Below are 14,398 nucleotides of genomic sequence, written 5' to 3'. Positions count from 1 at the left end.
AACACGCACAAAACTGCTCGCCAATCCGTCTTGGATTGCGCGGGCCGTTCCTCGTTGAAAGGATAGACTATGTTGGAAATCAAAAACCTGAACGTCAAACTCGAAGAAGAGGACAAACAGATCCTCAAAGGCGTCAATCTGACAATTGGTGAGGGTGAGGTTCACGCCATCATGGGGCCAAACGGCTCTGGCAAGTCCACCACATCTTATGTGTTGTCGGGCCGTGATGGTTACGAAGTGACAGACGGCACGGTTATGATGGACGGCGAAGATGTGTTGGCCATGGAACCCGAAGAGCGCGCCGCAGCGGGCATCTTTCTTGCCTTTCAATATCCCGTTGAAATTCCGGGTGTGGGCAACATGACGTTCTTGCGCACAGCCGTAAACGCACAGCGCAAAGCGCGTGGCGAGAACGAGTTGTCGGCGGGCGAGTTTTTGAAAATTGTGCGCGAGAAGGCCAAAAGCCTCAAGATCGACGCAGAAATGCTCAAACGCCCCGTCAATGTCGGCTTTTCAGGCGGCGAGAAAAAGCGCAATGAAATCCTACAGATGGCAATGCTTGAGCCAAAGGTCTGTATCCTTGACGAGACAGACTCCGGTTTGGACGTTGACGCCATGAAATTGGTGGCTGAGGGCGTGAATGCGCTGCGCGATGGCAAACGCTCCTTTGTCGTGATCACGCACTACCAGCGTCTTTTGGACTATATCAAACCCGATGTCGTGCACATCATGGCGGCGGGTCGTATCGTCAAATCCGGTGGCCCCGAGTTGGCCCTTGAGGTCGAGCACAACGGCTACGCCGACATTCTCAAAGCTGAGGGGGTAGAGGCTTAATGACACGCGCACAGCAACTGCAACGCAAACTCGACGCCACGGCTACGCGCGTGCAGGGCATGGCTCTGCCGCAGGGCGCAGGTTGGGCGAATGATGCCCGCCAAGATGCGCTTAGCCGTTTGTTGTCGATGGGTCTGCCCGAAGGACGTGATGAATACTGGCGTTGGACGCGGCCCGACACGCTCACGGTGCAAGATGCACCACAAGCGGCTGTCTTTCATGTCGATGAGACACCGATGTTTGACGCGATTGATCGTTTGAAAATCGTGTTTGTCGACGGTGTGTTTGACGCTGAGGCCTCTGACGATCTGACGGGTGAGAACCTTGAAGTAATGCGCCTGTCTGATGCTTTGGCGACTGATATTCATTGGGCGGCCGAGCTTTACGGCAAGATCGAGATCAAATCCCAAGTTCCGGTTCAACGTCCTTTGGCGGCGATGAACACGGCGTTTGCAACGGACGGTGTTGTGATCCGCGCTACGGGCAAGGTCGCGCGTCCTGTGAACCTGATCTATTTGCACGGCTCCGAGACGTCAGATGCGATTTTGCACCATGTGATCAAGTTGGACGCAGGCGCGGAATTGACCGTATTGGAAAACGGCCCTGCGGCGGCGCGGTTCAACAAGGTGATGGAAATCGACGTGGCCGATGGCGCGTCTTTCCACCATGTGCGCACGCAAGGGCGCGATCATGAACGCCGCGCGGTGACGCATTTGCTCGCCACAATCGGTAAAGAGAGCCTGTTTAAATCGTTCACGATGACGGCCAACGGTGTACTGACGCGCAACGAGGTCTATCTAGAGATCAACGGCGACGATAGCATGGCTCATGTGGCCGGTGCCGCTATGGGGGACGGCGCGTTTCATCACGATGACACCGTGTTCATCACCCATGACGCCGAGCGCGGTGAAAGCCGTCAGGTGTTCAAAAAGGTGTTGCGCAACGGAGCCAAGGGCATTTTCCAAGGGAAAATCCTTGTCAAAGACGGGGCGCAAAAAACCGATGGCTACCAGATTTCGCAAGCGCTTTTGCTTGATGAGGACAGCCAATTCCTCGCCAAGCCCGAGTTGGAAATCTATGCGGACGATGTGATTTGTTCGCACGGCTCCACCGTGGGTGCGATTGACGAGACGGCGTTGTTCTACATGCAATCGCGCGGCGTTGGTCGTAAAGAGGCGACCAATCTGTTGACCCTCGCGTTTTTGAATGAGGCCATTGAGGAAATCGAAGACGAAGCGATTTCGGCCGATATTTTAAGCCGCCTTGAGGGTTGGCTTTCACGGCACGGGCGCTAAGTCATTGGGCGTTGCCGGCGATATCATCCGCACTTACCGCACCCCGCGTGCGGTGGTGCGCCACCGGATTGGCCCCAGCGAGAATGAGGGCGGTGCCTTGGTCACGCTCATGCTTGCGTGTGGGCTTATTTTTGTGGCGCAGTGGCCACGTTTGTCGCGCGCGGCATTCGAGACGGGGCAGGATGTGCAAATGTTGATTGGCGGGACGCTGTTGGCGTGGCTGTTCATGATGCCTTTGGTGTTTTACACGCTTGCGGCGGTTTTGACGGCGCTGTTGCGGTTGATCGGCGGGCGGGCCTCTGGCTACGAGGGGCGTATGGCCACGTTTTGGGCGCTGCTCGCGGCGGCCCCGCTTTGGCTGCTATGGGGTTTGACCGTAGGGTTCATCGGGCAGGGGCCAGCGGCCACGGTGACCGGTGCGTTGGCGCTTGTCGCCGTCTTGATATTTTGGGGGGCGGGCCTGCGAGAGGTCGCCTTTCCACAAGAAAGATAACTGATATGTTCGATGTTCAAAAAATCCGCTCCGACTTTCCGATTTTGTCGCGTCAGGTGAACGGTCAGCCGTTGACCTACCTCGACAATGGCGCATCGGCGCAAAAGCCGCAGGTGGTCATCGACGCGATTACCAAGGCGTATGCCGAAGAATATTCCAATGTTCACCGTGGCTTGCACTTTTTGTCGAACCTTGCGACTGACAAATATGAAAGCGTGCGTGGCATCGTTCAGCGGTTTCTCAATGCCGGATCAGAGGACGAAATCGTATTCACCTCGGGCACCACGGAAGCGATCAATTTGGTCGCCTACGCATGGGCGATGGAGCATTTGCGGGCGGGCGACGAGATTGTGCTCACCACGTTAGAGCATCACGCCAACATCGTGCCATGGCATTTCTTACGTGAACGGATGGGCATTGTTTTGACATGGGTAGACGCCGAGGCGGACGGATCTCTTGACGCGGACAAGGTCATCGCGGCGTTCGGCCCAAAGACCAAATTGGTCGCGGTGACGCAGATGTCCAACGTCACGGGCGCGCAGGTTGATGTAAAAAGCATCTGTGAGGCGGCGCGTGCACGCGGGGTGGCCTCACTCGTGGATGGCTCGCAAGGCTCCGTGCACGGCCCTGTTGATGTCCAAGATTTGGGCTGTGATTTCTATCCGATCACGGGCCATAAACTCTACGGGCCAAGCGGGTCTGGCGCGATTTATATTCGTGCCGAGCGGCAAGCCGAGATGCGTCCGTTTATGGGCGGCGGCGATATGATCGACATCGTGAGCAAGGACGTGATCACCTATAACAAACCGCCGATGAAGTTCGAGGCGGGGACGCCAGGGATTGTGCAAACCATCGGTATGGGCGTTGCGCTTGATTACATGATGGGCATCGGCATGGACAATATTGCGGCCTATGAAGCCACACTTGCCTCTTATGCAACCACGCGGTTGCAGGGTTTGAACTGGCTCAATCTGCAAGGGACAAGTTCCGGAAAAGGCGCGATCTTTTCCTTCACGATGGAGGGCGCACACGCGCATGATCTCTCCACCGTTTTGGATAAAAAGGGTGTGGCGGTGCGTGCGGGACACCATTGTGCCCAGCCCCTTATGGCGCAATTCGGGGTCTCGGCCACCTGTCGCGCGTCCTTTGCGATGTACAACACCACCGACGAGGTCGATCGTTTGATCGAGGCCTTGGAGCTGTGCCACGAATTCTTTGCGTAAATCTCCTTTGACGGCGGCTCATAACGGATTGCGCCGCCGTCTCCCTTGTCCTATAGACAGGCGCGTGCGCACCCATAGCTCAGCTGGATAGAGCGCTGCCCTCCGAAGGCAGAGGCCAGAGGTTCGAATCCTCTTGGGTGCACCACAAAACAATGGCTTTCAACGCGTCACGCTTTCCGAGTTTCTGTTACATGTAACAAAAACACCGTGACGCCGCGCGTTTGCTGTGGCTGTTGGCGCGTATTGCGCCAGATCAAAGTCAGCTTTCCCCAAAAGGCATTCAATGGAGTGAATGTGTTTGCACCCGACCGCGCGAGTCGGGTGTTGAGGTTGGAGGACAATATGAACGCGAATTGGTTGAAAACTGGCGTTGTTGCAGGCGCCATGATCATGGCCGCGTCGTTTGGGGCGCATGCCCAAGATACAATGGCACAAGAGACCCCGACCCACGGCGCGCCTGTGCCGATGGCGTCATGGGCCGGCTCAACCGCCGATCACTCAAAATTCGAGATCCTGCAAAAGCCGTTTGAAAGCGGGCCTGCGGTGACGCAGGCCTGTATTTCGTGTCACACCGAGGCAGATGATCAAGCCATGCACTCGATCCATTTTCAATGGAGTTTCGAGAATGAGGTAACGGGACAGACGCTTGGAAAATCGACTGTTATCAATGCGTTTTGTGGTAACGTTGTGGGCAATGAGGCGCGGTGTACGTCATGTCATGCGGGCTACGGTTGGGAGGATGTGACGCAGCCTGCGCCACAACAATCCTCGGCGGTGGATTGTTTGGCGTGTCATGATCAGTCGGGCCAATACACCAAATTGGCCACGGGTGCGGGGCATCCGCCCCTTGGTCCGGTGCCGGGCGAGCCTGTGAAAGGGCAAACCATAACGGGCGAGGCCGCGTGGGCGGTCGATCTGATGAAATCGGCGCAAAGTGTGGGCATGCCCGATCGCGACAATTGTGGTCAGTGTCACTTTTATGGCGGCGGTGGCGATAACGTCAAACACGGCGATTTGTCCTCCGCCCTTTATGATCCTGATGTGCACACCGATGTGCATATGTCCAAAGACGGGGCCAATATGGTCTGTTCGGATTGCCACGTCGAAAGTGATCATGCGTGGGCCGGATCGCGGTATTTGCTTGATGCCAAGGATGAGGTTGGCACCGGTAAACCCGGTGAGCGGCGCGATGCGGCGAGCTGTGAAAGCTGTCACGGGGTTGAGCCGCATCCGATCAATATCAAGGGTCTCAAACTCAATGATCACGTTGACAAAGTGGCATGCCAAACCTGTCACATTCCCGAGTTCGCAAAGGGCGGTGTCGCGACCAAAACACTGTGGGATTGGTCCACGGCGGGGCGTTTGAATGGTGAGGGCAATCCGATTGCCGAGCACAACTTTACCCAAAGTGATGGGGCTGAGTTGCACACCTATTTGTCCACAAAGGGCGATTTTGAATGGGGCGAGAACGTTGTGCCATATTACGCGTGGTTTAATGGCGCGATCGAATACACCTTGCCGGAAACACAGATCGATCCAACGCAAGTTGTCGAAATCAATAAGGTTTTGGGCACACCAGATGGTGATGACAGCCGAATTTGGCCGTTCAAACAGATGATCGGTCGACAAGCCTATGATGCGGGGTTCAACAAACTGGCTTACAGCCACGTTTGGGGGCCAACCACCGACACCGCATTTTGGACCAACTTTGATTGGGGCAAGGCTATTGAGGCGGGCATGACGGCCGCAGGGTCAGAGTATTCCGGCGAATACGGGTTCATCGACACGCATATGTATTGGCCGATCACGCATATGGTCGCACCGGCCGATGAGGCGTTGGACTGCGCGCAATGTCACTCCGCGCAAGGGCGGCTTGCGGGGATGACCGGCATTGTAATGCCCGGAACCGATGCGGGATCATGGGTCGGCAAATTAGGACGTTTGCTGGTGCTTTTGACGCTGTTGGGCGTTTTGGGTCACGGCGCTCTTCGAGTGATTTCACGCGCAAAATCGACGTCCAAACATGAGGGAGATGCGCAATGACACGCCGTATTGTTAAGGTCTATCCACGGTTCGAGCGGGCATGGCACTGGGTTCAGGCGCTCTTGATCGCGGTGTTGATGGTCACGGGGCTTGGCCTCAACGGGGTGCATCATTTGATCCCGTTTGGCCCCGCGGTCATGTTGCATACCATTGCCGCGCTTGTGTTGCTGGTCGTGTGGGTTTTCGCAACCTTCTGGCTGTTCACTACCGGCGCGTGGCGACAGTTTATCCCTAAGGTCGAGGGGGCGTTGGAAACTGCGCGCTACTATGCCTACGGGATATTCAAGGGAGAGGAAGCGCCGTATAAAAAGCAATATTGGCGCAAGCATAACCCGCTTCAGGCCGCGACATACTTCGGGTTAAAGTGGTTTGTGTTCCCCGCAATCTGGATCTCGGGCCTTGTATACTTGACGTACAATGTTTGGGATGGCGGATCACAGGCCACGTTGATTTTAGGGATCGTGCGCAATCTGCACCTAATTGCGGCCTATGTGATTTTCGCCTTTGTGATCGTGCATGTCTATCTGTTGACCACAGGACACGGGTTTCGCGCCCATGTTAAGCCGATGGTGACGGGGTACGACGAGGTGGATTTGACGGACGCGCAGGAGGCCTATTTAGAGGCCAATGAGCCAAACCGGTTAAAGCCGCGTGAGGCCGCTGAATAAGGCAGTTTCGGATGAGACAAAATAGGGCGGCCCCGCATTGAGGCCGCCCTATGTGTTTCGGTGTCGGGCGCGCTTAGGTGTAAAGTGGTTGCACGCCGAGGTGATCGTGTACGGCGTTCACTTGCGCCTGAGACAGGTTCAAAGATTGCGCAAAGGCGTGGAGGTACTGCGCTTCTTTTTGGCTATCCAGATCAATCGCCATGAGGGACATCAGATAGACCTGCTGTTCTGCGCCACGCGGCACATCGCGGGCCAATCCGTTGATATCGATGGGTTTTGAAAGCTCATCGTTGATGAATTCCATCTCCTGCGCGTCGATATCGCCCAAGTGTTCCATGAGTGTCTTTTGCTCATCGCCATCAATGCGCCCGTCAGATTTCGCGGCTTGGATCATGGCGCGCAGCATCACCGCCGCTTGCTCTTCTTGTTCGGGGGCGTGGGCGTGGGTAGGTGTGCCTCCTGCGAGGGTTTGATTGATCAGATCCCCGAATGAGCCAGAGCCGTGTTCGGGCGCGCGCGCCGCGATGCCTTGGCCAGGGCGCGAAGACTGCGACAAACCATCGAGCAGACCGCCAAGCCCACCGGCACTTTTGCCGCCCGCTTGACCGGCCATGATTTGACCAAGCATGCCTTGCAAGCCGCCGCCCGAGGTGGAGCCACCTGTGAGTTGGCCAAGCAAATCGCCCATGCCGCCGCCACTTTTGGCTGTGCCTCCCATGCCGCCGAGTTGGCCGAGTAAGTCACCAAGGCCGCCACCAGAGCTGGCTTTCGATCCGCCACCAAGTTGGCCGAGCAAATCGCCGATGCCACCCGATGACGCGCCACCACCGCCTGTGAGTTGACCAAGCAAATCGCCAAGGCCACCGCCAGAGCTGGCTTGGCGTGATGCGCCGCCCGAATTCATCATGCCGCCAACGCCTTTGGCGACAGCCATGCCGACAGCAACTTTTGCAAGTGTTTTTACAAGGCTCATAACGCCCCCCAAGTTTACCAAATAAGACGCACATAGAGCCACATTGCGCCCCTAAAGGTAAGTCGAAACGATACGAAAGTTTGTATAGGCCAAGAAAAAAGGCACCCGAAGGTGCCTCATCATTTAGTGTCACTGTTTGCGTGTGCGCGGTTAGCCGTTCCAGCTGCGCACAACGCCACAATCCATGTGGACAAAGTTCGATCCGCGATACTTGCCAACGCCGCCCGCCGAGCACGATTGTGCCGCTTGAGCCATTTGGTTCACGGAGCGCGATTTCAGGCGCAAATCGGCGGCCTGACCTTTGAGGTGAAGGGAATTTTTGGCAACGCCACTTGAGCGCGAGCGCAACATCGAATTGGTCTCGGGGGAGCGATAGCCCGACAAGAGCAAGTAGGGCTCATTTGCATCCATCAACCCATGTGCGGCCGCCATGATATCTACGGTGCGCGCGTCGATGGATTTGAGTTTGTCGTTGCGCCAGTCGCGCATGAAGTAGGTCACTTCTTTGAGCGCTTCTTGGATGTATTCGCCTTCGATCCAATAGATCGTGTCCATGCTTTCGCCGGTGCGACCTGAATACATGCGGATGCGTCGAATGTCACCGGAGCCGCGCAGGAAACCGGCCGCGTTGGCGTATACTGGAGCTGCACAAAGGGAAGCTGCTGCGAAGCCGCGCAAAACACCGCGCCGCGAAATCACGTTAGAACCTGTCTTCGTCATATCTACTAGCGTCCCGTCGCTTACCTTAGTCCCGCCTCACGCGGTTTCATTTTAATGCACCGCTTATTGCGGTATCCTTAATCATGTTTCCCGCTCAAACCTTGATCCGTATCATGTTGCGCATGATAAACGTGGCCGTTGCGGGGCGCGACATGGCAGTGTCGGCGATATGTCGTGTGGTGCGGCACACATGCGCCCCGAACCGTACCGATCTTATGACACGAAGTGATTCTCCGGCCAAGCATCAGTTTCCCCAACTTGGTTAAAACAGCCAAAATCGGCAGGAATTTGCGCACACAGTGCTGCTTGCGCGGCGCTCATGTGGCCACAGTGAGGCGAATTTCGATTACACTTGAACACTTTAGATGCGAATGGCGCGCAGGCGATGTCAGAGTTGCCGATTGCGCGGGGTCAAGGCTTTCGTGTCGCGGGGCGCGATTTTTACGCCAGATTGTGACCAAAGGGACAGCATCACGCGGTTGTATGGGGAATGTGTTGTGATGACACTTCACGCGGGCGGGGGTTATCGGATAGAGTTTTAGGACTGCTATTTACGATGACTGATAATATTTCTTTTGGGGGCTTTTATGGTTTTGTATCCGGTTCTCCGGTCCAATGTCGCGTTTGGCGCGTTGCGGACGGGTAAAATTGCAAACGCACTGCGTGTGCTCATGGCGCTTGCGCTTTTATCAACGGCGATCGTGCCCTCGGGTGCGGCGGCGCAACAAGTGACGGCGTTGATGCAATCCATCGCGGAGGCGGCGTCAAAGTCAAAGGATCTGTCGGAATTCTACCGCGCGACAGGGTACAAGCCGGTGTTTGCCGACACGTCATCACGGGCCAGTTCGCGGCGCACGGCATTGGTGCGCGCCTTGCGCGATGCGCCCGCACATGGGCTTGCCCCCTATGATACCACGCTGTTGGAGGCCAATCTGCGCTCGATCAAGTCGGACCGTGATCTGGGCCGCGCCGAAGTGCAAATGGCACAGCTCTTCCTCGATTATGCCCGCGACATGCAAACGGGTCAGTTGATCCCGTCAAAGATTGACAGTGGCATTGTGCGTCAGGTTCCTTACCGCGATGCCATCGATGTGCTCACCAATTTCACGAAGTCAAATCCGGCGGGCTACCTGCGCAAACTGATCCCGTCCTCACCTGAATATGCGCGCCTTCTCAAGGAAAAAGCTACCCTTGAAAAACAGCTTGGCTCGGGCGGTTGGGGCCAACAGGTGCCAAGTGGCAAATACGAACCCGGTGCCTCCGGAAACGGCGTGGTTATTTTGCGCAACCGTTTGATCTCCATGGGCTATTTGCCACGGTCTGCGGCGGCAAGCTATGACGGTGCGATGCAAAAAGCGGTGCAGCAGTTTCAGTTGCGCCACGGTTTGGCGGCGGACGGCGTGGCGGGGGACGGCACTATTCGCGAGATGAATGTCGAACCTGCTGAACGCCTCACATCCGTGCTTGTGGCGCTTGAGCGCGAGCGGTGGATCAACATGCCGCTTGGTAAGCGTCACATCCGCGTCAATATCACCGATTTCACGGCAAAGATCATTGATAATGATCGCGTCACCTTTAGCACTCGCTCGGTCGTGGGTGCGGCAGATGGTGATCGCCGCACACCTGAGTTCTCCGATGTCATGGAGCATATGGTGATCAACCCGACGTGGAACGTGCCGCGCTCGATTGCCACCAAAGAATACCTGCCGTTGTTGCAAAAGAACGCCAATGCGGCGGGCCATTTGCGGGTGGTGGACAATCGGGGCCGGACGGTGCCGCGCTCTGCTGTCAACTTTAATGCCTACTCCGCAAGCACTTTCCCGTTCTCGCTCAAGCAGCCGCCCTCGGATGGGAACGCTCTTGGCCTCGTAAAGTTCATATTTCCGAACAAATACAACATCTACTTGCACGACACGCCCGCAAAGGCACTGTTCGGGCGCGAGACGCGTGCGTTTAGCCACGGCTGTATCCGTCTGCATCAGCCGTTCGAATTTGCCTATGAGCTGTTGTCAAAGCAAACCAATGATCCTGAGGGATTGTTTCATGCGCATCTGAAAACGGGCATCGAAAGTGTTGTTCCCTTGGACGATCAGGTGCCGGTGCATATCGAATACCGCACGGCGATTGCGGTGCCAAATGGCGGGATGGAATACCGCCGTGATGTGTATGGACGCGATGCCAAAATCTGGGCGGCGCTTCAAAAACAGGGCGTTCAGTTGCGCGCTGTCGGCGGCTGAGCCAAGACACCATGATTGCAAAGGGCGCCCCAATTTGGGCGCCCTTTTTCGTGACGGTGGTTAAGGGCGCACTTTACATGGCGTGAGACGCCAGAGCTTTTCAAAACCTGCCAAACCCCGTATGTCCTTGGTAACACTTGCCTTGGAGACGCTATGACACGGTCCATTACCATCGCTGATTTGGCGCGACAGCTTGGTGCTCCTTTTGGGGGCAACGGCGATCTATGCGTGATGCGCGCCTGTGAGCCGCGCGATGCGGGGGCGGGGGATCTGGCGCTTGCGATGGATCCTCGGTTTGCGGATAGCCTCAAAGAGGGCGGCGCGCGTGCGGCCGTGCTCTGGGCCGATGCCGATTGGCAGTCCCTTGGCCTTGAGGCCGCCATTCTGGTCGGGCGTGGGCGCTTGGCCATGGCGGGTATTACGGCGGCGTTTGATGCGGGGATCGGACTTGAGGACGGAATCCACCCCTCTGCGGTGATCCATCCCACGGCGCACATTGGCGCGGGGGCCACCATCGGTCCGCTTGTCGTCATCGGGGCGCACGCAAAACTCGGTGCGCGCGCCATGATTGCACCACAGGTCAGCATCGGGTCTGGCGTCCAAATTGGCGACGATGCGCTAATCCACGCAGGGGCTAAAATCGCCGCCCGCGCGCACATCGGGGACCGTGTCATCATCCAAGCGGGGGCGGTGATCGGGTCGGACGGTTTTTCATTCGTTACGGTTGAGAGAAGCCATGTCGAGCAGGCCCGCGAAACCCTTGGCGCGTCCGTCGATGCGCAGGGCCAAGCATGGCAGCGGATTGCCTCTATTGGCGGTGTGGTCATTGGCGATGATGTGGAAATCGGCGCAAACGTCACCATTGACCAAGGCACCATCAGGCCCACGCGGATCGGTCATGGTAGTAAACTGGATAACCAAGTGCACATTGGCCATAACGTTATCGTTGGCGCGCATTGTTTGTTATGTGGTCAGGTTGGCGTGGCAGGCTCCACGGTGATCGGCGACTACGTTGTTATGGCCGGTCAAGCAGGCGCTGCGGACAATATCACTATCGGATCGGGCGCAATTATCGGTGCTGGCTCGGGTGTATTGTCGAATGTTCCTAAAGGGCGCTCGATGATGGGCTACCCTGCGGTGGCGATGCAAACCCATATCGATATGTATAAGGCGCTGCGCCGTTTGCCACGCGCACTGGCAAAGCTATCTCGAAAAGACAGCTAAAGCGCACAGCAATGTCGGGGTCAAGGCCGCAGCGTTACATCCATGCGTTACAAAAACCTGTTTAAAAACGGGCCAAGACAGACTAAATCAAACGGAATTTCAGGACCGGAGGCGTCAATGTCACAAGATGTGAAAGAACAGATCATCGAAATCATCGCGGAACAGGCTGTTCTGGAAACGTCTGACGTGTCGATGGACCAATCCTTGGCCGATCTGGGGATTGATAGTCTTGGCCTTGTTGAAAGCATTTTCGCGATTGAAGAAGCCTTTGACATCTCGGTGCCGTTCAATGCCAACGAGCCTGAGCAATCCGATTTTGATATCTCCTCGGTGGCCTCGATCGTGGATGCCGTCACGAGCCTGATCAAAGCACAAAAGACATGAGGCGTGTGGCCATAACGGGCGCGGGCACGGTCAACGCGCTTGGCCTGACGGTTGATGCGACCTTGGAGGCGATGCGAGAGGGAAAGTGCGGTATTTCCGAGCTGAACTTTCGTGACGTTGACCGTTTGGCAATCAAAATTGGTGGCCAAATCCACGATTGGGATGCCACGGGACGTTTCAACCGCCAACAAATGGTGCTCTATGACCGGTTTACCCAATTCACACTGGTCGCCGCGAAAGAGGCGATTGGCCAGTCGGGTTTGGAATTCGTCGGTGATCTCGCGGCACATTCGGGCGTCATCTTGGGCACGTCTGGCGGTGGTCTAACCACACAAGACGACAATTACCGCATGGTCTATGAAGAGGGTAAAAACCGTGTTCACCCGTTTGTGGTGCCGAAGCTGATGAACAATGCCGGATGCAGTCACGTTAGCATGGAATACAACCTCAAAGGCCCGTCCTTTACCGTGGCTACGGCCTGTGCGTCCTCCAACCACGCTATGGGCCAAGCGTTCAATATGATCCGGTGCGGCATGGCCACGGCGATGGTCACGGGCGGCTCGGAATCGATGCTATGCTTTGGCGGGGTGAAGGCATGGGAAGGCTTGCGTGTGATGTCGAAAGACGCTTGTCGTCCGTTTTCGCTCAACCGCAACGGCATGGTCCAAGGGGAGGGTGCTGCGGTGTTCGTGTTCGAGGACTATGAGCACGCGCAAAAACGTGGTGCCGTGATTTTGGCCGAAGTGATCGGGTTCTCGATGACTTCGGACGCCTCGGACATCGTGATGCCGTCCAAACAGGGGGCGGCCCGCGCCATCGCGGGCGCCATGCAAGATGCCAAGGTCAATCCCGAAGAGGTCGGTTATATCAATGCGCATGGCACCGGAACGGCGGCCAACGATAAAACCGAATGCGCGGCGGTGGCCGATGCCCTCGGCCATCATGCGGATAACATTATGATTTCATCGACGAAGTCCATGCACGGGCATTTGATTGGCGGCACGGGGGCTGTTGAGCTTTTGGCGTGCATCATGGCCCTTAAGGACGGGGTGATTGCGCCGACGATCAACTATGAGGAGCCGGATCCCGAATGTGCACTTGACGTGGTGCCCAATGAGGCGCGCGATGCATCGGTAGATGTTGTGCTGTCTAACGCCTTTGCGTTTGGCGGGCTGAATGCGGTTATAGCGCTGCGCAAAGCCAGTTAAGTTATTGCCTTAATGATTTGATCTGAAACGAAAAACGCCGCCCCGATAGGGAGCGGCGTTTTGCTATTGTTATAGGTGTCGCACGATTATTGCGCGTTGAGTTTGGCCACGGCGTCGTAAGCTGCTGTGAACCCTGTGAGGGACGCGCTGAGTTCGACCATCTTCCCGTCTGGGGCATTTACAGGCACCACTGTGACCTTGGCTTTTGAACCCGCTTTGAACGCGGCAACTTCGGCGGTGGTGAACCCGATGCGAGAGAAACAGCCGATTTGGTTGCAAAATGCGAACGGGTAGCGTTTGGCCTGACCGCTATCAATCGACAGTCCGATCCCGGGCTGAAGTGCTGTTCCAAGGGGAGCAATCATTGTGCCGCCTGCGGCCGCTTCTTGACCATCGGGCAGTTTGAACAATGTGATCTCAGCGACTTGGTTGCCCTGCGTGTCGAGCAAGAGCTGATACATTGTGCACGGATCTTTTTGACCTTCGCCCAGTTTTACGCACCGGATTTCCCAATCTCCGTGGGTTTCAACGGTGTAGGTTTTGCCCAGATCTGGATCAGTCGCAGGTGCGGCTTGTGGTGCGGCGTCCGCAGGGGCTGCATCGGATGTCCCGTCTGCGGGGGCCTCAATCGCGGTGCCTGTCGCAGCCGCGTCTGGTGTGGCCTCTTGGGCAAAGCTGGCGCTGAACGCGGTCCCTGCCAAAAGGGCTGCGAGACCTGCGATGCGAACGTATTTGAGAACCGATTGGGACGTTAGGGCCATGGGACTGTGTATCTCCTGAATTCTTGTCGGGGTCGTCCTATCACGGCTCAGGAGAGCTGTCAGGCGCGAAATTAACCTTGAACGGGAGACTAGCGGATAATTGCGGATTGCCGCGTATGGCGCCGCAAACAAAAAGAGCCTTGGCGGGGCCAAAGCTCTCTTTGATCTGGTGATCTATTATCTCCCCGTCGAACTTGGTCGACTTATGATGAAATGCTAAGTCGATCATTTGCGCGGGTCAACGGTTTTTTATGATCGTACATTCCGCAGAACAGCGTACTTTTGTTTATGACAAAAAAAGGCCGCGAGAAAAATCACGCGGCCAGTCTGTCAGG

Annotated in this window: 13 protein-coding genes and 1 tRNA gene; 11 read left to right on the top strand and 3 right to left on the bottom strand. The window is 56.5% G+C overall.

The features are described 5' to 3' along the window. The first annotated feature begins 69 nt into the window (after positions 1-69). The 7 genes from sufC to IMCC12053_RS02585 all read left to right on the top strand — a co-directional run bounded on the left by sufC (position 70) and on the right by IMCC12053_RS02585 (position 6,556). Positions 70-834, top strand: a complete 765-nt coding sequence (gene sufC, locus IMCC12053_RS02615) for a Fe-S cluster assembly ATPase SufC (RefSeq protein WP_062215481.1) — start codon at positions 70-72, stop codon at positions 832-834. Further along, positions 834-2,129 (top strand): SufB/SufD family protein, encoded by a 1,296-nt coding sequence (locus IMCC12053_RS02610; RefSeq protein WP_062215478.1) that lies wholly within the window; start codon positions 834-836, stop codon positions 2,127-2,129. Before sufC ends, IMCC12053_RS02610 begins: the two co-directional genes overlap by 1 nt. Positions 2,130-2,133: 4 nt before the next feature. Further along, positions 2,134-2,622, top strand: coding sequence for a hypothetical protein (locus IMCC12053_RS02605; RefSeq protein WP_062215476.1), 489 nt, complete (start codon positions 2,134-2,136; stop codon positions 2,620-2,622). Positions 2,623-2,627: 5 nt separating this feature from the next. Further along, a complete protein-coding gene (locus IMCC12053_RS02600; protein WP_062215474.1) occupies positions 2,628-3,845 on the top strand; it encodes a cysteine desulfurase in 1,218 nt (405 codons plus the stop codon). A gap of 68 nt (positions 3,846-3,913) precedes the next feature. Then, a tRNA-Arg gene (locus IMCC12053_RS02595) sits at positions 3,914-3,990 on the top strand. A 197-nt stretch (positions 3,991-4,187) separates the two neighbouring features. Then, positions 4,188-5,888 carry a tetrathionate reductase family octaheme c-type cytochrome gene (locus IMCC12053_RS02590; RefSeq protein WP_062215472.1) on the top strand — a complete coding sequence of 567 codons (1,701 nt, stop codon included), beginning with the start codon at positions 4,188-4,190 and terminating at the stop codon, positions 5,886-5,888. Next, positions 5,885-6,556: a cytochrome b/b6 domain-containing protein gene (locus IMCC12053_RS02585; protein WP_062215470.1), complete on the top strand. Its 672-nt coding sequence runs from the start codon at positions 5,885-5,887 to the stop codon at positions 6,554-6,556. The genes IMCC12053_RS02590 and IMCC12053_RS02585 overlap by 4 nt, the downstream gene beginning before the upstream one ends. Positions 6,557-6,629: 73 nt before the next feature. Here the strand turns inward: IMCC12053_RS02585 and IMCC12053_RS02580 are convergent, their stop codons facing one another. Next, on the bottom strand, positions 6,630-7,529 hold the full coding sequence (locus tag IMCC12053_RS02580) for a DUF533 domain-containing protein (RefSeq protein WP_062215469.1): 900 nt from the start codon (positions 7,527-7,529) through the stop codon (positions 6,630-6,632). A gap of 150 nt (positions 7,530-7,679) precedes the next feature. Continuing rightward, on the bottom strand, positions 7,680-8,249 hold the full coding sequence (mepK, locus tag IMCC12053_RS02575) for a peptidoglycan L,D-endopeptidase MepK (RefSeq protein ID WP_062215467.1): 570 nt from the start codon (positions 8,247-8,249) through the stop codon (positions 7,680-7,682). A gap of 587 nt (positions 8,250-8,836) precedes the next feature. On the opposite strand from mepK, the gene IMCC12053_RS02565 reads away from it, so the two are divergent. The 4 genes from IMCC12053_RS02565 (at position 8,837) to IMCC12053_RS02550 (ending at position 13,302) form a co-directional block, all read left to right on the top strand. After that, the gene (locus IMCC12053_RS02565; RefSeq protein WP_082389018.1) at positions 8,837-10,486 is read left to right on the top strand and encodes a L,D-transpeptidase family protein; all 1,650 of its coding nucleotides are present in this window, start codon (positions 8,837-8,839) and stop codon (positions 10,484-10,486) included. Positions 10,487-10,639: 153 nt separating this feature from the next. Continuing rightward, positions 10,640-11,710 (top strand): UDP-3-O-(3-hydroxymyristoyl)glucosamine N-acyltransferase, encoded by a 1,071-nt coding sequence (locus tag IMCC12053_RS02560; RefSeq protein WP_062215463.1) that lies wholly within the window; start codon positions 10,640-10,642, stop codon positions 11,708-11,710. A gap of 117 nt (positions 11,711-11,827) precedes the next feature. After that, positions 11,828-12,094: an acyl carrier protein gene (locus tag IMCC12053_RS02555; RefSeq protein WP_062215461.1), complete on the top strand. Its 267-nt coding sequence runs from the start codon at positions 11,828-11,830 to the stop codon at positions 12,092-12,094. Continuing rightward, positions 12,091-13,302 carry a beta-ketoacyl-[acyl-carrier-protein] synthase family protein gene (locus IMCC12053_RS02550; protein ID WP_062215459.1) on the top strand — a complete coding sequence of 404 codons (1,212 nt, stop codon included), beginning with the start codon at positions 12,091-12,093 and terminating at the stop codon, positions 13,300-13,302. The genes IMCC12053_RS02555 and IMCC12053_RS02550 overlap by 4 nt, the downstream gene beginning before the upstream one ends. 86 nt (positions 13,303-13,388) lie before the next feature. On the opposite strand, the gene IMCC12053_RS02545 is transcribed toward IMCC12053_RS02550, so the two are convergent. After that, positions 13,389-14,063 carry an invasion associated locus B family protein gene (locus IMCC12053_RS02545; RefSeq protein WP_074906323.1) on the bottom strand — a complete coding sequence of 225 codons (675 nt, stop codon included), beginning with the start codon at positions 14,061-14,063 and terminating at the stop codon, positions 13,389-13,391. Positions 14,064-14,398: the final 335 nt, after the last annotated feature.

The sequence above is a fragment of the Celeribacter marinus genome, from assembly GCF_001308265.1.
GTDB lineage: Bacteria > Pseudomonadota > Alphaproteobacteria > Rhodobacterales > Rhodobacteraceae > Celeribacter > Celeribacter marinus.
Note: the sequence above shows the minus strand (reverse complement) of the source record. Positions and strands in the feature narration are given on the sequence as shown.